The sequence below is a fragment of the Myxococcus sp. CA051A genome (assembly GCF_013336705.1).
GTDB classification, from domain to species: Bacteria; Myxococcota; Myxococcia; order Myxococcales; family Myxococcaceae; genus Myxococcus; species Myxococcus llanfairpwllgwyngyllgogerychwyrndrobwllllantysiliogogogochensis.
This window is the reverse complement of sequence record NZ_JABUMS010000004.1, coordinates 699,118-721,568: the sequence shown is the minus strand read 5'-3', so window position 1 is coordinate 721,568 and position 22,451 is coordinate 699,118. Positions and strand designations below refer to the sequence as shown.

20 protein-coding genes and 5 tRNA genes are annotated in these 22,451 nt (G+C 68.8%); 9 read left to right on the top strand and 16 right to left on the bottom strand.

Annotation, left to right across the window (positions count from 1 at the left end):
* The 10 genes from HUA74_RS16475 to HUA74_RS16430 form a co-directional block, all read right to left on the bottom strand.
* A partial coding sequence (locus HUA74_RS16475; protein WP_174455253.1) for a GTP-binding protein occupies positions 1-682 on the bottom strand: 682 nt, incomplete at its 3' end.
* Positions 683-699: 17 nt separating this feature from the next.
* Positions 700-775: transfer RNA gene (locus HUA74_RS16470), tRNA-Thr, on the bottom strand.
* A 26-nt stretch (positions 776-801) separates the two neighbouring features.
* Positions 802-877: transfer RNA gene (locus tag HUA74_RS16465), tRNA-Gly, on the bottom strand.
* Between the two features lie 9 nt (positions 878-886).
* A tRNA-Tyr gene (locus tag HUA74_RS16460) sits at positions 887-970 on the bottom strand.
* A 76-nt stretch (positions 971-1,046) separates the two neighbouring features.
* A tRNA-Thr gene (locus HUA74_RS16455) sits at positions 1,047-1,119 on the bottom strand.
* Positions 1,120-1,255: 136 nt separating this feature from the next.
* Entirely contained in the window at positions 1,256-2,059 is an 804-nt protein-coding gene (gene rlmB, locus HUA74_RS16450) for a 23S rRNA (guanosine(2251)-2'-O)-methyltransferase RlmB (RefSeq protein WP_141642655.1), read from the bottom strand.
* Positions 2,060-2,064: 5 nt separating this feature from the next.
* A complete protein-coding gene (locus HUA74_RS16445; protein WP_141642656.1) occupies positions 2,065-2,514 on the bottom strand; it encodes a hypothetical protein in 450 nt (149 codons plus the stop codon).
* Between the two features lie 63 nt (positions 2,515-2,577).
* A complete protein-coding gene (locus HUA74_RS16440; RefSeq protein ID WP_174455252.1) occupies positions 2,578-3,579 on the bottom strand; it encodes a RimK family alpha-L-glutamate ligase in 1,002 nt (333 codons plus the stop codon).
* 84 nt (positions 3,580-3,663) lie between these two features.
* A complete protein-coding gene (gene cglB, locus HUA74_RS16435) occupies positions 3,664-4,947 on the bottom strand; it encodes an adventurous gliding motility lipoprotein CglB (RefSeq protein ID WP_174455251.1) in 1,284 nt (427 codons plus the stop codon).
* 253 nt (positions 4,948-5,200) lie between these two features.
* Positions 5,201-5,593, bottom strand: coding sequence for a hypothetical protein (locus tag HUA74_RS16430; RefSeq protein ID WP_174455250.1), 393 nt, complete (start codon positions 5,591-5,593; stop codon positions 5,201-5,203).
* A gap of 301 nt (positions 5,594-5,894) precedes the next feature.
* Here HUA74_RS16430 and HUA74_RS16425 point away from each other — a divergent pair, with 301 nt between their 5' ends.
* From HUA74_RS16425 to hrpB, 4 genes are all read left to right on the top strand, one after another.
* Entirely contained in the window at positions 5,895-6,341 is a 447-nt protein-coding gene (locus tag HUA74_RS16425; RefSeq protein WP_254625072.1) for a HEAT repeat domain-containing protein, read from the top strand.
* Positions 6,342-6,391: 50 nt separating this feature from the next.
* The gene (locus HUA74_RS16420; RefSeq protein ID WP_174455248.1) at positions 6,392-7,096 is read left to right on the top strand and encodes an HAD family hydrolase; all 705 of its coding nucleotides are present in this window, start codon (positions 6,392-6,394) and stop codon (positions 7,094-7,096) included.
* Between the two features lie 72 nt (positions 7,097-7,168).
* A complete protein-coding gene (locus tag HUA74_RS16415) occupies positions 7,169-8,797 on the top strand; it encodes a hypothetical protein (protein ID WP_174455247.1) in 1,629 nt (542 codons plus the stop codon).
* Between the two features lie 35 nt (positions 8,798-8,832).
* Positions 8,833-11,397, top strand: a complete 2,565-nt coding sequence (hrpB, locus tag HUA74_RS16410) for an ATP-dependent helicase HrpB (RefSeq protein WP_174455246.1) — start codon at positions 8,833-8,835, stop codon at positions 11,395-11,397.
* Here the strand turns inward: hrpB and HUA74_RS16405 are convergent, their stop codons facing one another.
* Positions 11,398-11,874, bottom strand: a complete 477-nt coding sequence (locus tag HUA74_RS16405) for a GNAT family N-acetyltransferase (protein WP_141642664.1) — start codon at positions 11,872-11,874, stop codon at positions 11,398-11,400.
* A 78-nt stretch (positions 11,875-11,952) separates the two neighbouring features.
* Here HUA74_RS16405 and HUA74_RS16400 point away from each other — a divergent pair, with 78 nt between their 5' ends.
* The 3 genes from HUA74_RS16400 (at position 11,953) to HUA74_RS16390 (ending at position 15,141) form a co-directional block, all read left to right on the top strand.
* Entirely contained in the window at positions 11,953-13,137 is a 1,185-nt protein-coding gene (locus tag HUA74_RS16400) for an MFS transporter (protein WP_174455245.1), read from the top strand.
* Positions 13,138-13,152: 15 nt separating this feature from the next.
* Positions 13,153-14,205, top strand: coding sequence for a hypothetical protein (locus HUA74_RS16395; RefSeq protein ID WP_141642666.1), 1,053 nt, complete (start codon positions 13,153-13,155; stop codon positions 14,203-14,205).
* A gap of 135 nt (positions 14,206-14,340) precedes the next feature.
* Positions 14,341-15,141 (top strand): hypothetical protein, encoded by an 801-nt coding sequence (locus HUA74_RS16390; protein ID WP_174455244.1) that lies wholly within the window; start codon positions 14,341-14,343, stop codon positions 15,139-15,141.
* An 86-nt stretch (positions 15,142-15,227) separates the two neighbouring features.
* Here HUA74_RS16390 and fdxA read toward each other — a convergent pair whose 3' ends face one another.
* The 4 genes from fdxA to HUA74_RS16370 all read right to left on the bottom strand — a co-directional run bounded on the left by fdxA (position 15,228) and on the right by HUA74_RS16370 (position 18,443).
* Positions 15,228-15,566, bottom strand: a complete 339-nt coding sequence (gene fdxA / locus HUA74_RS16385) for a ferredoxin FdxA (RefSeq protein WP_141642668.1) — start codon at positions 15,564-15,566, stop codon at positions 15,228-15,230.
* Positions 15,567-15,674: 108 nt separating this feature from the next.
* On the bottom strand, positions 15,675-16,763 hold the full coding sequence (gene asd / locus HUA74_RS16380; RefSeq protein WP_174455243.1) for an aspartate-semialdehyde dehydrogenase: 1,089 nt from the start codon (positions 16,761-16,763) through the stop codon (positions 15,675-15,677).
* 72 nt (positions 16,764-16,835) lie between these two features.
* Positions 16,836-17,186 (bottom strand): rhodanese-like domain-containing protein, encoded by a 351-nt coding sequence (locus HUA74_RS16375; RefSeq protein ID WP_141642670.1) that lies wholly within the window; start codon positions 17,184-17,186, stop codon positions 16,836-16,838.
* A gap of 105 nt (positions 17,187-17,291) precedes the next feature.
* Entirely contained in the window at positions 17,292-18,443 is a 1,152-nt protein-coding gene (locus tag HUA74_RS16370) for an acyl-CoA dehydrogenase family protein (protein ID WP_174455242.1), read from the bottom strand.
* 148 nt (positions 18,444-18,591) lie between these two features.
* On the opposite strand from HUA74_RS16370, the gene HUA74_RS16365 reads away from it, so the two are divergent.
* A tRNA-Cys gene (locus HUA74_RS16365) sits at positions 18,592-18,663 on the top strand.
* A 124-nt stretch (positions 18,664-18,787) separates the two neighbouring features.
* Here HUA74_RS16365 and HUA74_RS16360 read toward each other — a convergent pair.
* Positions 18,788-20,452: a nitrous oxide reductase family maturation protein NosD gene (locus HUA74_RS16360; protein WP_254625071.1), complete on the bottom strand. Its 1,665-nt coding sequence runs from the start codon at positions 20,450-20,452 to the stop codon at positions 18,788-18,790.
* A 120-nt stretch (positions 20,453-20,572) separates the two neighbouring features.
* On the opposite strand from HUA74_RS16360, the gene HUA74_RS16355 reads away from it, so the two are divergent.
* Positions 20,573-22,372 carry a SpoIID/LytB domain-containing protein gene (locus tag HUA74_RS16355; protein ID WP_371817245.1) on the top strand — a complete coding sequence of 600 codons (1,800 nt, stop codon included), beginning with the start codon at positions 20,573-20,575 and terminating at the stop codon, positions 22,370-22,372.
* The last annotated feature ends 79 nt before the right edge of the window (positions 22,373-22,451 follow it).

Here is a 22,451-nt window from a genome sequence, read left to right as displayed (position 1 = left end):
TTCCACGGCCGGCGATGGAGAACACGTCTTCCACCGGCATCAGGAAGGGCTTGTCCGTCGCGCGCTGCGGCGTCGGGATGTAGCTGTCCACCGCCTCCATCAGCTTCAGGATGGCGCCCTCGCCGACGTCGCTCGTGTCACCCTCGAGCGCCTTCATGGCGGAGCCAGGGACGATGGGAATCGAGTCGCCCGGGAAGTCGTACTTCTTCAGAAGGTCGCGAACTTCCATCTCCACGAGCTCGCGCAGCTCGGGGTCGTCCAGCAGGTCGACCTTGTTCAGGAAGACCACGATGTACGGAACACCGACTTGGCGCGCCAGCAGGATGTGCTCACGCGTCTGGGGCATCGGGCCGTCCGCCGCCGAGACCACCAGGATGGCGCCGTCCATCTGCGCCGCGCCCGTGATCATGTTCTTCACGTAGTCGGCGTGACCCGGGCAATCCACGTGCGCGTAGTGCCGGTTCTTCGTCTGGTACTCCACGTGCGCCGTGGAGATGGTGATGCCGCGCTCACGCTCTTCCGGCGCCTTGTCGATCTGGTCGTACGCCAGGAACGTGGCGCCGCCGGTCTTGGCCAGCACCTTCGTGATGGCCGCCGTCAGCGACGTCTTGCCGTGGTCCACGTGTCCGATCGTGCCGATGTTCACGTGGGGCTTGTTACGCTCGAACTTCTCCTTGGCCATGACACTCCTCTAAAAAATGGAGCCCTGAACCAGGATTGAACTGGTGACCTCATCCTTACCAAGGATGCGCTCTGCCAACTGAGCTATCAGGGCTTGGCGATGCTATGAACTACAACGTTTGGAGCGGGAAATGGGATTCGAACCCACGACATTCAGCTTGGAAGGCTGACGCTCTACCAACTGAGCTATTCCCGCGTTGCCGAGTGGAGGGAGATGGATTCGAACCATCGAAGGCGTAGAGCCGGCAGATTTACAGTCTGCTCCCTTTGGCCGCTTGGGTATCCCTCCGCACTTTTACTTCAGACTGCGTACTGCACCCCATACTGCTCGTCTCGGGCCCTCATCCGCGGCCCCCGTCCTGCTTGGCCGGCGGCGGGACTTGAACCCGCGACCTACTGATTACAAATCAGTTGCTCTACCGACTGAGCTACACCGGCACTCATCCGGCTCCTGCCCACCGCCCTACCCCACCTCCACCGAACCCGTCAACAACCCGGCTCCGATGTGCGAGGCGCGCCCTTTTAGAAGTCCCCATCATCCAAGTCAAGGGGATTGATCCCAGATGATGGCCGACTAACGGGAGGCGCTCCCCCGCTGCCGGGCGACCTCGTATAGCAGAATGCCGGCAGAAACGGACGCATTGAGTGAACCGACCTGACCCGCCATCGGAATCCGCAGGCGATGGTCGCAGTGCTTGAGCACTCCCTCCCTCACCCCTGCCCCCTCGGCCCCCACCACCAGGGCCAGGGGCCCGTCCAGTCGGGCGCTCCACATGGGCTCGGTCGCGTCCACGTCCGCCGCGGCCACCCAGAGCCCTGCTTCCTTCAGTTCTTCCAGGGCGCGAGAGATGTTCACGACCCGGGCGATGAGGCAGTGCTCCACCGCGCCCGCTGACGCCTTGGCCACCGTGCCCGTCACCTGCACGGCGCGGTCCTTGGCGATGACGACCCCATGCGCACCCAGCGCGTGGGCCGAGCGGATGATGGCGCCCAGGTTGTGCGGATCCTGGATACCGTCGAGCACTACGACGAGGGGAGGCCGCTTGCTGGCCTTGGCCGCGTCGATGATGTCCTCCAGCGCCGAGTACGTGAAGCCTCGAAGCTCGAGCACGACGCCCTGGTGGACCCCGCCGTCGGCCATGGCGGCGAGGCGCTCGCGCGACACCTTCTCCACCCGGACACCCGCGTCCCGGGCGCGGCTGAGCAGCTCCCCCGCCGCCTTGGCGGCCAGCTGCCCCTCCACGATGAACAGCCGCTCCACTTCGTCCGGTCGGGCCCTCAGGGCCTCGAGGACCGGATTGACGCCATAGACGTGACGCGCCGGGGAGTCCCCGCCCTCACGCTCACCTCGACCACCCTTGGGGGGACGCTCACGCATGGGAACTAGAGGACCTCGACGGGAACGGAGAGGGTCTTCTGCTGGCGCGCGCAGATCTTCTCCGTGCAGATGAAGAAGACGAGCTTCGCGTCCACCGAGCCCTTGCCCGCGGCCGTGGCGGAGAAGGGAATCTCGAAGCGGGGGTCCGCGAACTCCTGGCCCGCGGCCTTCTTCGCGACCGAGTCCTCTCGTCCCAGCTTCTCCTTCGCGACGGAGACCTGCGTGCCCTTCACCTCGAGCTTCAGCGGGGCCTCCTCGGAGACATGGGCGCCGGGCTTCGTCTTGACCGAGACCACGAAGACGCCCTTCTCCCCCGTCTTGACCTGGCTGGAGGAGCCGTCCGTGGACACGTCATAGAGGCTGGCGGGGTCCACTTCGTCGGCGGACGCCGGGGCCGTCCAGACGCAGGCCACCAGCAACGCGGCAACGGAGGTGAAGCTTCGGATGTGCGACATGGCGGGTCTCCTGAAAACGGGTGCTGCCTATCATGCCTGCGACGTGGGGCGCCGGCATTCTCTTCACGCGCCCCCTGCTCCGCTCGTGGGCGTACGACTCGTGCGCTTCCTGCGCGGTGCCGGAGATGTTGGCAGCCCCGGCGAGGGAAGACTTCGAGGTGGCAGGAGGTCTGGCACGGACACGGGGTCCGCGCCCGCGACCAGTTCCTCGGCGCGGATGATGATGGGCGTCGCCAGGTCCATGCCCGTGACAGCCTCCATCTCAGGCAAGGCGGGCGAGCTGTTCACCTCGAAGACCTTCGATTGGCCCTGGACGTCCAGCAGGTCCACCGCAGCCACCTCCAGCCCCACCAGCCGTGTGGCCTTCTCCGCCGTGGCACGCTGCCCAGGCGACAGCTCCATCGCTTCCAGTCGAGCTCCCTTGATGAGCGTGTGAGCGAACCGACCCGGACGCGCGCGGCGGCGCACCGCGGCCACCGCCTTGCCACCCACGACGAGCACACGTACATCCTGGCTCGTGCTCTTCACGTACTCCTGCATCACCAGGTTGTGGCCGAGGCCAAGCACCGCCTCGAGCGCGGCCTCCAGCGACTGGAGGCTCTCGCACACCATCACCCCGTGATTCTCCTGCCCCTGGAGCAGCTTCACGAGCACGGGCACCCCACCCACCAGCCCCACCATCTCCTTCAAGTGGGCGGCGTCCCGCGCCATCACCGTGGCGGGAATGTCGATGCCATGCGCGGACAGCAACTGCAGTGAGCGCATCTTGCTGCGCGACTGCGCGATGGCCTGGGCGTGATTGACGAGCGGCACCCCGCCCAGTGCGAACTGATTCACCACCGCGAGCCCGTACGTGTTGATGGATTGGGCGATGCGCGGAAGGACCACGTCCGTGGGCGAGAGCTTCTTGCGGTCGTAGTAGAGCGTGGCGCTGCCCCCGTCCAGGTGCATCTGCACCCGGAGCGGGTTGAGCACGCGCATCTTGTGCCCCCGCGCGCGGCCCGCCTCGACAAGACGCCGAGTGGAGGGAATGGAAGCGGACCGCGAGAGGAGGGTGACTTTCATGGGCAGGGGACGGCAACCGGGCCGGAGGCGAGGGGACCTATAATCCCCGCACCGTCCCGGGTAAAGCCGCCCCCGGCCGCCTGCCTAGCGCTGACGGATGGCGCGAACCTCGATCTTGATGGGCGCTTCTGGTCGGGAGTTCTTGATGCGCTCGCACGCCGCGCCGTTGAAGAGAACGCCGTCCGACGTCAGCGACCAGGTTCCGTCACCCGCCAGGGTGCGCTCACCCTCGATGTAGACGACGATGAGCTTCGGGTCCGAGGGAAGCTGCGGGCCCTTCAGGGGAATCAGGCAAGGCTCCAGGTTCAAGACCTCCTTGCTGATCCGCTCCAGCGCGTCTGCCAACTCCACCTGGTTACCTGCCTGATAGAAGGCTCGGCCACACAGGCCCGTCGCCGCGATGCACGTGTCGTTCGCGCCACAGGCCGTCGGGTCATCGGTGCAGGAACGGGCGAAACCACCCGCCGACGCCATCGCCTGGAGCACTGCCGGACCATCACCCGAAGCCGTCTCGGCGCCAAAGCCGATGACGATGGTCGTGATCTTCTTGTCGCTCAGCGCCTGCACAGCCCGCACGGAGGCATTGGTGTCGAGGCAGCCACGCTTCTCGAAGGCGGTGGAGATCTGCGAACCGCAGAGATTGCCAGCGATGGTGCACTTGCACAGTTCCGGTTGATCTCGGCCAGAGTACTCATTCTCCGGGTTGCAGTTGGGCAGACCGTCCGTCAGCAGGATGACGAAGTTCTTGCGGTCCTTGTCCTGCAAGCCGGCCATGGACCCGATGAAGTTCAGGCTTCCGCTCGTCGGAGTTCCGCCCACCGGCTGCCCGGTGCCGTGGTTCGGAATGCCCTGGATCAAATCGTTGATGGAGTTGGCGTGGGCCAGCAGCGACGCATCGTCCTCGACGACCGGCAGGTCCTTGCGGACCGACGTCGCGGTGGGACCGGTGCAGGCCTCGATGCTCGAGCCCGTCGAGGCCTCGGGATAGGTCGTGAGCGCGAAGCGCACGTAGGGACCGCTGTTCGCGAGGAACTGGGGGACGGCGGCCTGCAGCTCCGACCACCGAGTGGGGCACGTGGCCGTGGGGCACGCGTTCTCATTGCCACACAGCACCGTCAAGCCGTCCTTGTCCTGCACCTGGCAGGACGGCCGCGACGTGTCCACCGGGAGCGTCATCGAGCCGGAGATGTCCACCAGCATCATGATGTTGGGCTTGCTCGCCAGGGCGGAGATGGTCTCCTCGACCGTCGTCTGTGCGATGGCGAGCGGCTCCACCGGCTCGAAGTCGTAGGACTGACAACCCGCGACGACGACACCCGAGAGGGCGCCGAGGACGAGAGCGCTCAGGAGGGGCAACTTGGCGCGCATAGGTAATGAATTCCTTCTGCTTCTCATGGGGGGACGCGGAGCTCCGCGCGGCCGGGCTCTTCAGGGGACGGCTTGGGTGAAGAGTATCGCGTGACTCCCCTCGGAGGCTACAGCCTCAAATGGAGGGCTGCATCCGGTTCAACTGATACTGCGAGGTTACAGCAGGAACCGATGGGTTCCCCTCGACAGGCACACACGTGGTGTGGCGTGGACGACATTGGCGCCTGCCTGATCCCTCTTCACTACGGCTCACCTAGAGCGTCAGCGTGCGCGCCCCCTGCGTCAGCCGCCATAGGGAGGCCAGCCCCATCACCTCGTCCAGGGGGCCCTGAAGCGCCTCGGGCTCGAAGCCACACAGGCGCACCGTCGTGTCGCAGGCGATCAACTTCGCGCCCAAGGCCCTCGCCTCCTCCATCATCTTGAGGGGAGCCGGTACGCCCAGGGTCTCGCCTCGGGCGTGCTCCTCTCGCTCCCGCTCGCCCTCGGGCTGACCGAAGGTTCCGCCCACCCAGGACCGGAGCGCGTCGAAGGCGAAGACGAAGTAGACCTCGTCACCCATGGCCACGGCGGTGATGCCCATGGAACTCGCCTGGAACGCCGGCTCATACGTGGCGTGCTGCAGAAAGAAGAAGACGCGTCCAGCCATCAACGCAGCACCATAACGGGGTTCGAGTCCGAGCGGGCAACCGGCATATAACCCGGGACGTTCCCCTGCTCGAGGCGCCCCCATGCCAACACCGACCTCGCCGCCACCTTCTCGCACCATCGCGCTCCTCCCCTCTCGCGGACGACGGTGGTGGCACCTCCTGCTCGGAGCGGGGCTGATCGCGAGCTCCGGGGGCACCGCGCTCGCGTACTCACACGCCTCGGGAGAAGCCTCGCCGGCCGTGCCCACCGCACCCGCCCCAACTCCGGTCCCGTCAGGTGGTTTGAGGGAGCAGGTGCTGATGTTGCTCGACCCCTCCCAGGGACCTCTTCGAGAGGAGCAGTGGCGTCAGCTTGGGCCCCAGGCCGTGCCAGTCCTTCGCTCGCTCGTGGTGGACCCGTCGGTTCCCTCGACTCGACGCGCTCGCGCCATGGCATCGCTCGCCCTCATCGACCCGCCGCAGGGCGCCCCTTCCATCCAGGAAGTGCTGGAGGACCCCCGCGCTCCCGCGGACGTGCGCGCCAGCGCCGCGGGTGCCCTGGCGCGCTGCCTGGGGACCGAAGCCATTCGCCCCCTCGCGGCTCGACTCATGGACCGTGAGGACCCCGTTCGGGAGGCCGTGGCCCTGGCGCTCGGGCGGCTGGGCGGACAGCAGGCCCGTCAGGCTCTCGAGGAGCGACTCCCCATCGAGGAACGCCCTCTCGTGCGCGAAGCCCTCCAGCGAGGACTCAGCCTCGCGGAGCCCTGAGCGTCCGTGACGTGACTTCCGGACTCGCGTCGGCCCTAGGCTTCCGTTAGATGGGGGCCATGCGCCCCACGGTCCTCCTGTTCGACATCGATGGCACCCTCGTCACCACCGGTGGAGCGGGACGCCGTGCCATGGACCGAGCCTTCGAGCAGCTTCATGGTCGCCGCGATGCCTGCGACTCCTTCCACATGTCCGGCATGACGGACCGAGCCATCGTCCGCACCGCTCTGCGCATCATCGGCGTCGAGGACACCGATGCCGCCATCGATGCCGGCATCGCCGCCTACCTCGCGCACCTCGCGGATGAAATCCAGAAGGTGGAGGCCCCTCGCTACCGTGTGTTCCCCGGCATGCGCGAGGCCGTACTCGAGGCGCGAAGCCGCCCCGGATTCGCCGTGGGACTCGGCACTGGCAACGTCCGCGACGGCGCTCGCCTGAAGCTGGAGCGCGTGGCCATCCATGACCAGTTCGCCTTTGGCGGCTTCGGCTGCGACCACGAGAACCGCGTGGAGCTGATTCGTCGAGGTGCCGAGGCGGGCGCGGCGACACTCGGTGTCCCGCGCGAGCAGTGCCGGGTGGTCGTCATCGGAGATACGCCCAAGGACGTCGACGCGGCCATCGGCATCGGCGCCGAGTGCATCGGCGTGGGCACCGGGACCTTCACCGCCGAGGCCCTTCTCCAGGCCGGCGCACACGCCGCCTTCCCTGACTTCTCGCACCGAGAGGCCCTTCCGACGCTGCTCGGCGGAAGCTGACGCCTCCCACCCGCGCTCGGAGCCGAGCCCGGCCTGTGGTATCTCCCGCCGCCCTTCCGAGGAGCCCGTCGCATGTCATCCACGCTCGAGTCCTATGAGCTCATCCGCTTCGCCGAGGCCTTCGAGGGTCGGATCGCGACCGCGGGCGAGATGCTCGCTGGCCGCCCCGGCCTGGAAGCCGAGAAGAGCTGGCTGACCACCGCCTTTGAGCTGGTGCGCACCACTCGCGCCCCCGCTGCTGGCGTGGTCGACCGCGTCAAGGACCTGCCCGAGCTGGATGAAGCTCGCGAGGAATACGCCTTCCATCAACAGGGCCTGTGGGTCGATGCCCTGGAGAAACTGCACGCGGGCATCACCTTCACCGCCAGCAGCCGCGCTCCCGTCATCGAAGCGCTCTTCCCCCACCTCAAGTTCGCCCAGCTCCGACGCGCGCCTCGCGAAGTCATCTTCGAGTACGCCACGTCCTACGAGCGGCGCACCCGCAGCTCCTACGTCTCCCGCATCTTCGCTCGCGAGGACTTCGCGCTCGTCCGTCCCGTGATGGACCAGGTCGCCGCCGCGCATGCCGCGTGGCGCGCCAGTCATGAGCCCGCGCCACTCTCGCTCGAACAGGAGGCCGTGCTCCGCGAGGAGTTGGTGAACCTGGGGCGCAAGCTCGAAGTGGCGCTGAGACAGGCGCGCCTGCTCTCCGAGGCCGCGCTCGTCCCCGTGCCCAGTGTCCATGAAGCCGCCGCGCTCGGCCTCAAGCCCAAGCGTAAAGCGGGTCGCGGACTGGCTCCCTCCGACGATGGTTTGGGAGCACTGGACCTCGAGCCCTCGGACTCCATGGAGCCCACCGAGGCCGAACTCGCGGAGGTCGCTGCCCTGGATTCGTCGTCCGACGACGCAGAGCCTTCCGCCCTACGGCACAGGGCTGGGAGCAACCCGGCGGCGACCGAACCGCTCGATACGGATGAGCCCGCGGACGTCGACGTGCACTCGACTCGCGGCAAGAACGAGGCACAGTCTGCCCCCGCTCTCGAGGGGGTCGAGGACGCTTCCGTGTCCGAGCACCTGGGGACGAGCGAGCCGGCGCCTTCCGATGTCGAGAGCCCTGCGTCCGAAGGCGGACCGGTCCAAGGCGGAACTCGTGGCCGCAAGCGCGATGCGAACGCCTCCGCGCCCGTCGTCGAGTCCGGGTCCGACGCAACGGGCGTCCCCGCTCCGTCGGGCCGGGATTCGCCTCTCGAACTCGATGGCGGCCACGCCCCCATGGATGAGCGCGCGGACACGACGGAGGAGCCGCGTGCCTCGGGCCCTCGTGGACGCAAGCGTGACGCCGAAGGTGCCCCCACTTCAGTCGCTGAGGGCGCGGACATCGCAGGGACTTCACGTCCCGCCGGGGGCCGCGGGCGAAAGCGCGGCACGGAACCGGGCTCGACCTCTGCCGACGCAGCCAGTGCGACAGAAGGTGCGCGCGGACAGGTGACTCGTGGCCGTGCGCGTGATTCGAGTCCGCTCCCCACCGCTGGTGGTGACACTGCTGACGCATCGGCGGACTCGCGTGCCCAGAGCTCCCGCGGACGTGCTCGCGATTCGAGCGCACCCTCGGCATCCACCGATACCGCGACCCCGGAAGGCTCGCGTGCCCAGGCTCCCGCCGTGCGCAAGAAGAAGGGCGTGACGTCGACCCCTGGCGCGGCGGGAACCGAGACCCCCTGAGCGAGCCTCGGCTCGCGCGTTCAAGGAACCCGGACATGGCGGACGCCGCCCTTCCCATCGACCCGCTCCTTCCGGAAATCGTCTCCACACTGCGCGGTGCGCGCTCGCTCGTGCTCGAGGCTCCTCCCGGCGCCGGAAAGACGACGCGCGTGCCCCGCGCACTGCTGGAAGCCGGGCTCGGCGGGGGCAAGGAGATCGTCGTCCTCCAGCCGCGACGCCTCCCCACTCGACTCGCCGCCCAGCGCGTGTCCGAGGAAATCGGCGAGCGCGTGGGCGACACCGTCGGCTATCAGGTCCGCTTCGAGGACGTGCGCAGCGCCAAGACCCGCCTGTCCTTCGTCACCGAGGGCGTGCTCGGACGCCGCCTCCTGTCCGACCCGACCCTTCGCGACGTGGGCATCGTCGTGCTCGACGAGTTCCACGAGCGACACCTGTCCGCCGACATCTCGCTCGCGCTGCTGCGCCGCCTGCAAGAGACTCGTCGCCCCGACCTCAAGCTCGTCGTCATGTCCGCGACCCTGGAGGCTGAACCCGTCCGGGCGTACCTTGGAGGTTGTCCCTCCCTGCGCTCCCAGGGCCGACGCTTCGACGTCAGCGTGGAGTATCTCCCCGCTCCGGATGACCGGCACCTGGACCTGCAGGTCCTCTCCGCCATCAAACGCCTGTTCACCCACGGCGTGGATGGCGACGTGCTCGTCTTCCTTCCCGGCGCCGGAGAGATTCGCCGCACCCGCGACGCCTGCGCGGAGTTCGCCGAGCGCCATGACGCCGACGTCCTCCCGCTCCACGGAGACCTGTCCCCCGCGGAACAGGACCGCGCCGTGCGCAGGAACTCGCGCCGGAAGATCATCCTCTCCACCAACGTGGCGGAGACCTCCGTCACCATCGACGGTGTCGCCGTGGTCATCGACACTGGCCTCGCACGTGTCGCCAGCCACTCGCCGTGGTCCGGGCTGCCCACCCTCAAGCTGTCCAAGGTGAGCCGCGCCTCCGCCATCCAGCGCGCCGGACGCGCCGGACGCACCCGTGCCGGCCACTGCATCCGCCTCTACACGCAGCACGACTTCGATGGCCGTCCCGAACAGGAGGCCCCCGAAATCCGCCGCATGGACCTGGCGGAGACCGTGCTCTCCCTGCGCGCCTCCGGCGTCGTCGACCTCGGTGCCTTCCCTTTCTTCGAGCCTCCTCCCGCGGCGTCACTCGACGCGGCCGAGACGCTGCTTCGCCGTTTGGGCGCCGTCGACCCGAAGGGCATCGTCACGGACGTCGGACAGCGCCTGCTGCGCTTCCCCGTCCACCCCCGCCAGGGCCGGGTCATCGTCGAAGGTGAGCGCCGGGGCGTCGGCGCCGAAGCAGCCACGCTCGCCGCGCTCATGGGCGAGCGGGACATCCGTCGAGAGGCCCGCGCCAATCTGGGCGGAGGAGGCCGCGCCGCCGCCGTCGTCAGTGGACCCTCGGACCTGCTCGAATTGCTGGAGCGCTTCCGCGAGGCCGAACGCACGGGCTTCGCGTCCGGTCGACTGCATTCGCTCTCCCTCGAACAGGGCGCGGTGCAGTCCGTGGACCGCGTCCAGAAGCAGCTCCGGCGCACGGTGCGCAGCCAGGGCGAGAAACCCCACCGCGCGGAGGACATCGAGCAGGCTCTCATGCTCAGCGTCCTCGCCGGCTACCCGGACCGCGTCGCGCGCAGGCGCAGACCTCGCTCTCCCGAACTGCTGCTCTTCGGCGGCGGCACCGCGTCCCTCTCCGAGCTGAGCGTCGTGCAGGACGCGGACTTGATGGTGGCCGTGGACGCCGAGGAGCGCCCCGGCAAAGGCGCCGTGGTGCGACTGGCCAGCTCCGTCGAACCCGAGTGGCTGCTGGACCTCTACCCCGAGACACTCGAAGAGGTGGACACCCTCCAGTGGAACGCCGAGGCACGACGCGTGGAACGCCTCACGCGCCTTTCCTACGGCAACCTCATGCTCGAGGAGACCCGCGCTCCCGCGCCCGCCTCGGAACAGACCGCGCGGGTGCTCGTCGAAGCGGCGCTCGCGGCGGGCCCCGGACGGTTCGCGGACCCCGAGGCCCTGCAGCAGTGGCGCACGCGCGTGGCCCTGCTCACGCAGGCCTTCCCCGAGGCGAAGTTCCCCACCGTGGATGACGCCTTCCTGCGCGATGCGCTCGCATCCCTGTGCTCGGACGCGCGCAGCTTCAAGGACCTGGAAGGCGTGTCCCTCATCGACGCGCTCTACGCGCGACTCACCTCCGAGCAACAACGCCTGCTCGCCACCCACGCCCCCGAGCGCGTCACGCTGCCCGGAGGCCGCGGCGTCAAGGTGAACTACGAGCCGGGCAAGCCACCCTGGGTGGAGTCACGCCTGCAGGATTTCTTCGGGATGGCCCAGGGCCCCAGCGTGTGCGCCGGCCGCGTGTCGCTCGTGCTCCACCTGCTCGCGCCCAACATGCGCGCGGTGCAGGTGACGACCGACCTGGCGGGTTTCTGGGAGCGGCACTACCCGGCGCTCCGTAAGGAGCTGGGACGCAAGTACCCGCGTCACTCGTGGCCCGAGGACCCGAGGCACGCGCAACCGCCCGCGCCCCGCCCTCCGCGCCGCTGACTAGAAACGCTTGCGCATCTCCAGGTGGTCGATGCCGCCTTCGAGGAAGACGGTGCCCATCTCGGTGTAGCCGTGCTTTTTGTAGAACTCGAGGGCGTAGAGCTGCGCGTGCAGCATGATGCCCTTGACGCCTCGTCGCCGGGCTTCCTCCTCCAGCGACGTCAACAGCAGCGAGCCCACGCGTGCCTTGCGATGCGCCTGGAGCACCGCCATGCGCCCTACCTGGCCCCACAGGCCCTGCTCACCCACGGGAGGCTGAGGCAACATCACCAGCCGCCCCGTGCCAATGGCGTGGCCTCCCTGGTTGGCGATGATGTGGTAGGCGTGCGCGTCTTCTGCATCCCGCTCGATGCCCTCGGGGACGTGCTGCTCCTCGATGAACACCACCTCGCGGATGGCGAGCGCCTGCATGAGCTCCGCCTCACTCTTGATCTGAGTGATGGAGACGGGCGCGGAAGTATCCGTGGGACTGGCCATGTCGCGGGCAAGGTACACAAAAGGACGCGAGGTCAACAGGCGGAAAAGCACCCGGACATGTCAAGGTCCCAACCGTCCATGAACCCCCGCCCCGTCGCCAGCCGTCTGCCGCTGGCGGGCTTCTACTTCTTGTACTTCGCCACCGTGGGCATCGTCCTTCCGTTCCTGCCCGCCTGGTTCAAGTCCCTCTCCCTCTCCGCGACGCAGGTGGGGCTCCTGCTGTGTCTCAGCCCGTGCATCTCGCTGCTCGTCCCCTCGTTGTGGGGGCACCTCGCCGACCGCACCGGCCGTACGTCCCGCGTCCTCACCGTGCTGGCGCTCGGCGCGACGCTCGCCTTCGGACTGGTGGCCAGCGCTCGCACCTTCGAGACACTCGTCCCCGCAATGGCGCTGTACGCCTGCTTCGCCTCCGCGTTCACGCCGCTCGTGGACAGCCTCGCCCTCCACCACGTCGCGCGCACCGGTGACAGCTTCGCGCACGTGCGGCTCTTCGGCTCCGTGGGCTTCATCGTGTCGTCCGTTCTCTTCGGACTGCTCGCCACGGATGTGGACCGGACCGTGGTCCTCGTTCCACTCGCGCTGCTGGCCATGCTCGTCCCCTGGAGCCTCGCACTGCGCGACACCGCGGCTCCGAGCCGGGGACTGAGCCCCTTCGCCGGACTGAAGCTGCTGCGTCACCGCGACGTGCGCTGGCTGCTCGCCGCCACCAGCCTGCACTGGATGGCGTGCGCGCCCTTTCATGGGACCTTCTCCATCCACGTCATGGCGCTGGGCTTGTCCCCCGCGGTGGTGGGAGTCGTGGCGGGCCTCGGTGTCCTCGCGGAAGTGGGCGTGATGGCGCTCTACCCTCGCGTGGCCGGGGGGCTGGCGCCGCGCCTCGTCCTCGCGGTCGCCTTCGCCGCGAGCGCGCTGCGCTGGGGCGGCATGGCCCTGGTGTCGTCTCCCACTGGGATGGTGCTGCTCGCGCCCCTGCACGGCCTGACGTTCGGCGCCTTCTACGTGGGCAGCGTGGCCTTCCTGTCGCGACGCGTGCCCCCGGAGCTGCGGGCCTCAGGACAAGCCCTGTTCGCCGCCTTCACGTTCGGCCTGGGCGGCCTGGTGGGCTACCTGTCCGCGGGGGCCGGCTACGACTGGCTGGGAGGACACCGACTCTTCGCCGTCGCCGGGGTGCTGGAGCTCGTCGCGGCCGGCCTGGTCCTGAGGGCCTCCATCCTGCCCGCGGAGCCGGCGTCGGGGCCCCTCTCCGCGGGGGCCTCGGGGTGATAGGCTGGGGGCCTCATGCGTATCGCCCGACTGCTCGCACTCGCCCTGGGCCTGCTGGCCGGCCCCGCCACCGCTCAGCCGGAGTTCTTCTTCGGCACGGGTGAAGCCCCCACCTTCCGCGAGGAAGCCGTGGACAAGCGCTTCCTCCGCACGCGCCTGTTCCAGGCCCTGAACCAGGGCACCGCGGATGCCGCCTGCGCTCAGGTGTTGGGCGCGTACCTGACGTTGCTCGGCGAGGTGGGCACCCAGTTCCACAAGCGCGACGAGAACTTCATGCTGGACCCCGCGCTGGTGCAGGCGCTGAGCACGCAGTTGGTAACGGACCGCTTCCCGGGCAACAGCTTCTTCGTGGCCATGGTGCGCCGGGTGCTCATCGACAAGCAGCTGCGCACCGACTGGCTCCAGACGGCCGAGTCGCTCGTCCCCTTCTATCCCGCCATCGACATGGCGCGGATGCGCTTCCTCGCCGATGGCGTGAAGCCGGTGGACAGCTTCCTGCTCACCCTGCCCGTGTTGCGTGAGCGCTATGCGGAGGAAGTCAGCCGCGTCAACTCGGTGGCCGTCTCCACCGCCGAGGCCCTGTTCCGCGACAACTACCTGGACCACGACGTGGCCTTCAGCGGCATGGAGCTGGTGGACGTCAAGCTGGAGAAGCCCAAGAAGAAGAAGCTCAAGAAGGGCGAGGAGCCCGAGCCGGAGCGCATGGTGGCCCGCCTCGTCTGGGTGGAGCCCGAGCCTCCCGCGACGGCGACCTACGAGTTCCAGTTCGGCAAGCCGCGCAAGCGCGAGCGCGTGGACATCGTCGCCATCCTCCAGGACAAGCAGTACGTCGACCTCAACAAGCTGCTCAAGGGCAACCGCGTGCTCGTGCGGGGGCGCTTCTGGGAATACAAGAAGGGCCTGTCGTCCGTCGAACTGCGCGACGCCCTGCTCTTCCAGGAGCGGGACTGGGCACGCGTGGGAGCCCTCGTCGAGCCGATGGCGCTGGCCACCTGTCCCCTGGCCGTCAACGACCTGTCCGGCATCGCTCCTGTCCAGCCCGGCGCCTTCAACAGCAGACCGCGCTGAGCCCCTGTCCCTCGCGGGAGCCCCACCTCCGCGAGATGGGATGGTGACGTCGGCCTTCGACACGTCGTTCCCTGGAGTCGCATCCCTGGCATGACGGCTGCTTCGTCCCTCGCGCCAACGCCAGCGAGGGATGACATGAAGGTCGACGCCGAGGCCCCAGCCGACAGCACTCCGACGAAGCAACGCCCCGACGCGGAGCGGTTCCAACGGGCACTCCAGGAAGCACCTCAGCGAAGCGCCGCGCTGCCCGCGTCCAGGCCGCCGGCCGCGCTCGCTCCCCTCCGCGCACCGGCCCCCGCGCTTCGCGCCCCGCCCCGCGCGGAGGCACTCATCGCCGCGCGCGCCACGTCGCCCGTCCTCGCGACCACTCGGGGAGCACTGGCCAGTCCAGAGCGCCTCGCGGTGACACGCCAGGCGATGCATGCCGAGTCCTCCCGCCTGGGCAGCGTCCGCGGTGAAGCCCAGGCCTCAAACCAGGAGCGCACCGAGCACCGACTCACGGACCTCCTCGCCCGAGAGCTTTCGCGCGAGCCCCGGGTGCCCACGAGCGCCCCCCTCAAGACGGAGTCGGTGCTCGCGCCACCCGAGGCCCCTCGGCTCGCCGCTTCGCCCGAGAGCACGGGGACAGAAGGACGCATGCCAGCGACAGGCGCGGGCAGCGCGGCACGGAGCGAGGCGTCCCCCACCTCCCGCGTCGATTCGGCGCTGGAGCTCATCGAGCGCATCGAGGTCTTCGTGAAGTCGCAACGTCCGGCGCTGAGCATCAGCGTCCGGGGAACCCTCGACGCGACGGTGGAGGTGGAGCGGACCGGCCCTCGCGAAGTGGTGCTGCGCATCCAGGGACACCACGGGCCTGTGCCCACCCAGGATGTCGCTCGGCTGCGGGATGCCCTGGAGGCACGCGGGCTGAAGCTCCGCTCGCTGCGTGCTGGATGAGCGGGCCCGGAACGGCGAAGGCCCTCTCGCCAGCGACGGGCGGGAGGGCCTCCACGAGACTCACGGGCGCGAACGGCGCCAGCTGCCTACTTGCCGGGCGCGGTCTCCAGCATCGCGCGCTTGCCGTCCTTCTCCTTGTACTCCTCGGCCTCGGCGAGCGGCGCCTTCTTCTCCGCGATGTTCGGCCACTTATTGTTGGAGAAGTCGGCGTTCAGCGCCTTGTACTCCGCCCACTTCGCGGGGAGCTCGGTCTCCGGGAAGATGGCCTTGGTGGGGCACACGGGCTCACAGGCGCCACAGTCGATGCACTCGTCCGGGTGGATGACCAGGAAGTTCGCACCCTCGTAGAAACAATTGACCGGGCAGACCTCGACACAGTCAGTGTACTTGCACTTGATGCAAGGGTCCGCGACGACGTAGGCCATGAAAGCTCTCCTCTAAATATCTTCAGCGCGTCCGTGGGCGCGCAGACTAATGGTTCGTTCCAGGGATGGCATCCTGAATTTGTGACACCTGTCCGACGCGTGTCGCTGTCAGCCGAGCAACCCCTGGGCCCGCAGCTGTTCGGCCACGAGGATGGACCCGCGCGCGGCCCCCATCTTGGTGTTGTGGGAGACGAGCACGTACTTGAAGCCGTTCTCCAGCACACCATCCTCGCGCACGCGGCCCACCGTGGTGGCCATGCCGCCATGCGTCTCCCGGTCCAGCCTCGGCTGAGGACGGAAGGGGTCGTCCATCACCTCAATCCAGCGAACAGGCGAGGAAGGCAGGTCCCGGGCCACCTCGGCGCCGCGCCACTCGCGCATCGCCTGGGTGACCTCCGCCACCGTGGCCTTGGTGCCGAGCGAGACGAAGACGGACTCGGTATGCCCCTCCATCACCGCCACGCGGGTGCAGGTGCAGGACACCCGAATGTCGTGGGGAGTGAGGGCCGCGCCACCCGCGTTCAGGGCACCGAGGATCTTCTTCGTCTCCACCTCGACCTTGTGCTCCTCCTTCGGGATGTAGGGGATGACGTTGTCGATGATGTCCATGCCGATGACGCCCGGAGAACGTCCAGCGCCGGACATGGCCTGCAGGCTGGTCATCAGCACGGCCTTCACCCCGAAGCGCTCGACGAGCGGGGCCAGCGTGACGGCGAGGCCCGTCGTCGTGCAGTTGGGGCTGGGGACGATGAAGCCCTTCCAGCCCCTCTTGCGCTGCTGCTCGCGCACGAGCGGCGCGTGCGCGGCGTTGACGGGAGGGATGAGCAGCGGGACGTCGTCGTCGTAACGGAAGGCGCTGGCGGCGGAGAAGACGGGGATGTCCCTGGCCAGCCGCGGCTCCAGCTCACGCGCCACGTCCGCCTCCACGGCGGAGAAGACGAGGTCGTAGTCCCTGGCCTGGAGCGCATCGCCGCTGATGACCTGCATGCGGGCCGTCTCGGGCGACAGCGGCTCCGAGACGAACCACGCCGTCATGCCGTTGGCCGTGCGCAGGGCGTCCCCATAGGATTTACCCGCCGAGCGAGGCGACGCGGCCAGGCCGGTCAGCTCGATGAACGGGTGATTCCTGAGGGCAGCGATGAACTGCTGCCCCGCGAGTCCGGTGGCGCCAACGAGGGCGGCACGAAGCTTGGCCATGGGGACGGTTCTCCAAAGGAGGAAGTCCGCCGCTCCATACACCCTTTGACGACGCACCGCATCCACCGAACCTCAGCGGGGCAGCGCCACCTGGGCACGGACATGGCGCTCGGTGGGGTAGCCCCCCCGAATCCAGCCCGAGAGGCCTCCGTCGAGACACACCGCCTCGCGCCCATGCATGCGCAGCAGGCGGCAGACCCGGCGCACCTCGGACCCGTCGTGCGTGCCACCGCACAGGACGATGAGCTCGTCGTCGGGAAGCATGCGGTGGTCCCGGGCCACCTCCATGGGGGTCATCCTCAAGGCGCCGGGGATGTGCAGATCATGATGCTCCCATTCGGACGAAGCGCGACAGTCGATGACGAGGACCTCGTCATCTCCCAGGCGCAGATACAGCTCGGTACACAGGATGCTGGGCTCCACGAGGACCTCCGCGGGGGGCTCTCGGGGCTCAACCCGGGACCCCGCGGACCTCTTCCATCCCGCCTGGTCGCCTGCCCCTCCCCGGTTGCACCGGGGCCGGCGGGCCTACAGGCCGAGCTGCTTGGCGATGATCTCGTTCATCACCTCGCTGGCCCCGCCACCGATGGGACCCAGGCGGGCATCCCGCCAATGACGCTGGATGTCGTACTCCATCATGTAGCCCGCGCCCCCGTGGAGCTGGAGGCACTCGTCGGCGACGCGGCACGCGGTCTCCGTGGCGACCTTCTTCGCCATGGAGGTCTGCGCCACGGCCCACTCCCCCGCCGCGTGAAGGCGCAGGGCGTGGTAGGTCAGCTGACGGGCGCACTCGCGGGCGGTGAACAGGTCCGCGAGCTTGTGGCGCACCACCTGGAGCTGACTGAGCGACTGGCCAAAGGCGCGGCGCGACTTCACGTGCTCGACGACGCGCTCCAGCATGTCCTCCATGGCGCCCACGGCCCCCAGCGCGAGCGACAGGCGCTCCCACTGGAAGTTGCCCATGATCTGCGAGAAGCCCTGGTTCTCCACCCCCAGCAGGTTCTCCACGGGGATGCGGCAGTCCTCCAGGAACAACTCGGCGGTGTCCGAGGCCCGCCACCCCAGCTTCTTCAGCTTGCGGCTCACCGTGAAGCCGGGCGTGTCCTTCTCCACCACCAGCATGGACAGCCCCTTGTGCCCCGCGGAGGTGTCCGTCTTCACCGCCATGACGACGAAGTCCGCGCGCACGCCGTTGGTGATGTACGTCTTGGAGCCGTTGACGACGTAGTGGGCGCCATCGCGCCGCGCCGTGGTGCGCAGGCCCGCCACGTCCGAGCCGGCATCCGGCTCGGTGATTCCCAGCGCGCCAATCTTCTCGCCCCGAATCGCCGGGGCCAGCCAGCGGCGCTTCTGCTCGTCCGTGCCGAACAGGTGGAGGGGGCCGGTGGCGATGGTGAACTGCGCCCCCAGACCCGCGGACACTCCGCCCGAGCCACACCGCCCCAGTTCCTCCAGCAGCACCGCCTCGTAGAGGGGGCCGGCGTCCGTGCCGCCGTACTCGGCGGGGTACTTCAGCCCCAGGAAGCCCAGCTCACCGAAACGCGCGAAGAGCTCCCGGGGGAACTCCTCCGCCTCCTCCCAACCCGCGACGTGGGGGAGGATCTCCTTCTCCACCACCGCCCTCACCGTGCGGCGAAAGGCGTCGTGCTCTTCCTCGTACACCCCATGACCATGCAGCATCTGGAAACCCCTCGGCCCATTCGAGCGCGCGAAGCCCAGCGACGGGCACCGCTTCTGACGCGAATCGTACCGGCCGGAGCCGCCCACGGCTTCCGTTGAATCTTGACCGGGCGGCGGAGGGCTGCGTATAAACCCGGCCCCAGCCGTTGGCGCCATAGCCAAGTGGTAAGGCAAAGGTCTGCAAAACCTTCATTCCCCGGTTCGAATCCGGGTGGCGCCTCAATGAAAAAAGGCCCGATGCGGAAGTCACTCCGCATCGGGCCTTTTCATTTTCCGCGGGCCCAGTGGCAGGCCGGTCGCACGGAGGCCCGGCACTCCCCCTGGAGACGGTTCGGTTCAGCGGATCAGCAGCCCAGTTCGACGGCGCCGATGTCGGGAGCACCGCCGCAGAAAGGAAGCCCCACGTCGGTGCCCTTGTCCACGGCCAGGGCGCCCGGGCCAAAGCCCTCGCCCAGGTCCGCGGAGCCGCTGGCGGACGACGCGTCACCCGTCGTGGACTTGAACTGGTCCACGCTCACCACCGCGCCGTTGCTCTTGAACTGACCGCTGGCGGCGAAGAGGTTGTTGCCCAGCTTCATGCCCGGCGCCTGTCCGCCCATGTCCACGGAGATGGCACCGTCCAGGATGTTGTTGCGCACCACCGGAGACTGGGTGGGGCCGCCCGTGCCGTGGCCAATGACGAGGCCGGTGGACACGTTGGTGACGGTGTTGTTCACCACCACGGTGCCCTTGGAGTTCTCCAGGCGGATGCCCGTGCCCTCCCCGCCGCCCGCCGCGGTGATGTCGTGCACGCGGTTGCGGCGCACGACGATGCCGGAGGGCACGGGTCCCTCGTGATTCCCACCCACGGAGATGCCCTTGGCGCCGTCGTAGATTTCATTGTCCTCCACCAGCACGTTGTTGGCGGAGTAGTGCACCACCACCACGTCGCCCTTGGCGGTGCTCGACGGGCGGAACTGGTGCATGCGGTTGTTGCGGATGACCACGCCGTAGCAGGTCTTGATGTCCACCGCGTTCTCACGGTTGTTGTAGAAGTGGTTGTTCTCCACCAGCACCCCGTCCGCGGGCGGCAGCGAGCTGAAGCCCTCGGGCCCCAGGCACTGCACGGAGTCACCCGAGTTGTCGTGGATGTCGTTGTTGCGGACGGTGATGTCCTTGGACGTGGGCTGCACGACGATGCCGTGCGAGTCCTGGTTGCCCGTCGTCTTCAGGAAGTCGTGGATGTGGTTGTTCTCGATGATGGCGCCAGTGGCCTTGTTGTAGGTCGTCACGCCCGCGCCACCACCACCGTGGTGCAGCTCCGAGTTCACCAGCGTGGAGCCGGCGACGTTGCCCTCGAAGGTGACGCCGAAGATGGGCTGACGCTGCACGTCCAGTTCGAAGCCGTCGATGACCCAGTGCGGCTGACGCACCTGCACCATCGCGCCACTGCCAGCACCGGGGATGATGCGCGGGCTGCCCTCGCCCTGGAGGGTGATCTTCCCGCCCTCGGTGCCCGGCTTCGCGTTGGCGCCGATGATGACGCGCTCGGCGTACGTCCCGGCCTGCACACGGATGACCTCGCCAGGGCCCGCCTGGCTGATGGCCTTGTTGATGGTGCGCAAGGGCTGCGCGGCGCTGCCGTCACCGGCGTCATTTCCAGAGGGGCTCACCACCCACTCGCGGGTAAAGGACTTGGCTGACGCGGGCGACAGCGCATTCGCCTGGATGCCCGGCTGGGGCGAAGGCGTGGCGATGTTGGAGTGGTCCGGATGCGACGGCAGCGCGGCCACGGGCGTGTTGGGGACGGCCTGGACACCGATGGGAGGCAGGCTGCCGGTCGCGCTCGGGGCGCCGGGCGTCGAAGGATTGGAGGGCGTCCGAGTCACCGGAGCACCGGGGATGTTCGGCGTGGGAAGGAAGGCACCCAGGCCCGCTGCGTGAGCGGTCGAACCGAGCATGAGCAGGCTGGCGGCCAGGGTGGCCACGGGAGTCTTCAGCTTCAGGTAGTTGCCTTTGAAAATTCGCATGAGCAGGACCAACGCGAGACGCGCCGCGTTCTATTCGCCACGTGCCAAGCCCACCCGAACGAGCCAACGGGCGTCCGGTCCGTGACAGGCCCCGCCCCGGCGGGTACGGTGTCGCCCCCCGTGCGCACCGCCGTCCTGCTCCTGCTCTCCGTCGTGCTGTTCGCCTCCTGCGCGAGCCCCAAGCCACCACCGAACCTGGCCGGCGCCTCGATGGACAGCCCGGCCAGCGAGCGCCAGGACGCCGGGACGGATGGGGGCTCCGTGGAGCCGCTACCCGTCGAGGACGCCGGGACGACCGACGCGGGCGTGGAGCCCTCCACGGCCGTGAGCACGCCCGGAGAAGACCCGCTCGCCCAGGGCATTCCGGGGCCCGGCGAGCTCAAGCGCCTGGACTTCCGAGGCGGAGAGCCCCGGCTCCCCATCAAGCTCATGGAAGGACGGCGCGAGGCGACGTTCTCCCCCCGAGGCCGGATGCGGATGCGCTTCGGTGGGGCGGTGGACAAGGTGCTGGACGCCGCGGCGGGAACGCGGTGGACGGTGCGCGTGACACAGGGCGAGCCGGCGGTGCTCGCCGCGCGCGTGCAGCTGGGCGAGCACCGGTTCGCGGACCGGGAGGGACTCGCCGCCGCGCAGGAAGAGTGGAAGGCGCGGGGCCTCGCGGTGCGCGCGCAGGTGCTGGGCGCGGTGTACGGCATCGCCGGCAAGGTCATCGACAACCGGCGCTCGCTGCTCCTCGTCGATGAAGTTCTCACCCCCGAGGACGCGGCGACACGACAGGCGGAGCTGCTGCACCAGTTCGGCGCCAGGACGACGCTCTTCGAGGAGGTCCGCACCCCGGCGCGCGCCATCCTCGAGGTGCGCGACGAGTCCGGCGCGGTGGTGGGCCTGGCGCAGGACCGACTGGACGCGGACTCACCGGACGGCGCGGGCTTCGACGTGCGTCAGGTGGAGTTCGGCGTCGGCTACGACTTCCACGGCTTCGAGGACCGGACCTTCCGGGGCGCGCTCCAGTTCTCCGTGGACCGCGCGGGCCTGCTGGCCGTGGTGAACGTGGTGCCGCTCGAGGACCTGCTCAAGGGGCTGGTGCCGGCGGAGATCTTCGCGCGGGCCCACTCGGAGGCGCTCAAGGCCCAGGCCGTCACCGCGCGCGGCGAGGTGCTCGCGAAGGTGGGCATCAAGCACCTGGCGGACCCGTATCTGCTGTGCTCGGAGCAGCACTGCGCGGTGTACCGCGGCCGAACGGGCGAGGCGGCCAGCACCTCCGCGGCGGTGGAGGCGACCCGGGGCGAGGCGCTGTTCAGCGCGGACGGTCGGCTGGTGGACTCCGTCTACAGCGCGGTGTGTGGTGGCCACACCGAGGACAACGACATCGTCTGGGGCGGCCCACCGGACCCGAGCCTGCGCGGACGCCCGGACATCCTGGAGCCCTCGGAGGCCTCCCCTTCCCCTTCGCGGCTGGAGGCCTGGCTGGCCACGCCCGACGTGGGGGCCGCCTGCCGGCTGTCCAGCTTCGCCCAGCCCAGCAAGTTCCGCTGGGAGAAGCGCTTCACGGCGGCGCAGGTGGACGCGCTCGTCGCCCGGCTGGGCGTGGGCCGAGTCCAGGCCATGAGCTTCCAGGAGCGGGGCGTGTCCGGCCGGGCCCGGGTGCTCGCGTTATCCGGGGACCTGGGGGCCACCCAGGTGCGTGGCGAACTGAACATCCGGCGGCTCTTCGGGATGTTGAACAGCAGCATGGCGGTGGTGGAAGCCGAGCGGAACGCCGAGGGCCGGCCCACCCACTGGCTTTTCCGTGGCGGAGGCTGGGGCCACGGAGTAGGGATGTGTCAGACGGGCGCCATCGGCCGAGCGGAGGCCGGGCAGCGCTACCAGGATATCCTCCGTCACTACTTCAATGGTGCTGAAGTCGCCCCTATTTACTGACGTGAAGAGGGGGCGCGCCTGCGGAACAGTGCACGTCTCGTGAATGTCCTCCCCTGCCCACCTGTTCTGCCGCGAACGG

Coding starts and splice junctions, on each gene's coding strand:
- HUA74_RS16360 (WP_254625071.1), bottom strand. CDS start 20,452: ATGCGAATTTTCAAAGGCAACTACCTGAAGCTGAAGACTCCCGTGGCC.
- cglB (WP_174455251.1), bottom strand. CDS start 4,947: ATGCGCGCCAAGTTGCCCCTCCTGAGCGCTCTCGTCCTCGGCGCCCTC.
- asd (WP_174455243.1), bottom strand. CDS start 16,763: ATGGCCAAGCTTCGTGCCGCCCTCGTTGGCGCCACCGGACTCGCGGGG.
- HUA74_RS16395 (WP_141642666.1), top strand. CDS start 13,153: ATGCGTATCGCCCGACTGCTCGCACTCGCCCTGGGCCTGCTGGCCGGC.
- HUA74_RS16405 (WP_141642664.1), bottom strand. CDS start 11,874: ATGGCCAGTCCCACGGATACTTCCGCGCCCGTCTCCATCACTCAGATC.
- HUA74_RS16430 (WP_174455250.1), bottom strand. CDS start 5,593: ATGGCTGGACGCGTCTTCTTCTTTCTGCAGCACGCCACGTATGAGCCG.
- HUA74_RS16440 (WP_174455252.1), bottom strand. CDS start 3,579: ATGAAAGTCACCCTCCTCTCGCGGTCCGCTTCCATTCCCTCCACTCGG.
- HUA74_RS16425 (WP_254625072.1), top strand. CDS start 5,895: ATGTTGCTCGACCCCTCCCAGGGACCTCTTCGAGAGGAGCAGTGGCGT.
- hrpB (WP_174455246.1), top strand. CDS start 8,833: ATGGCGGACGCCGCCCTTCCCATCGACCCGCTCCTTCCGGAAATCGTC.
- rlmB (WP_141642655.1), bottom strand. CDS start 2,059: ATGCGTGAGCGTCCCCCCAAGGGTGGTCGAGGTGAGCGTGAGGGCGGG.
- HUA74_RS16415 (WP_174455247.1), top strand. CDS start 7,169: ATGTCATCCACGCTCGAGTCCTATGAGCTCATCCGCTTCGCCGAGGCC.
- HUA74_RS16390 (WP_174455244.1), top strand. CDS start 14,341: ATGAAGGTCGACGCCGAGGCCCCAGCCGACAGCACTCCGACGAAGCAA.
- HUA74_RS16445 (WP_141642656.1), bottom strand. CDS start 2,514: ATGTCGCACATCCGAAGCTTCACCTCCGTTGCCGCGTTGCTGGTGGCC.
- fdxA (WP_141642668.1), bottom strand. CDS start 15,566: ATGGCCTACGTCGTCGCGGACCCTTGCATCAAGTGCAAGTACACTGAC.
- HUA74_RS16420 (WP_174455248.1), top strand. CDS start 6,392: ATGGGGGCCATGCGCCCCACGGTCCTCCTGTTCGACATCGATGGCACC.
- HUA74_RS16370 (WP_174455242.1), bottom strand. CDS start 18,443: ATGCTGCATGGTCATGGGGTGTACGAGGAAGAGCACGACGCCTTTCGC.
- HUA74_RS16400 (WP_174455245.1), top strand. CDS start 11,953: ATGAACCCCCGCCCCGTCGCCAGCCGTCTGCCGCTGGCGGGCTTCTAC.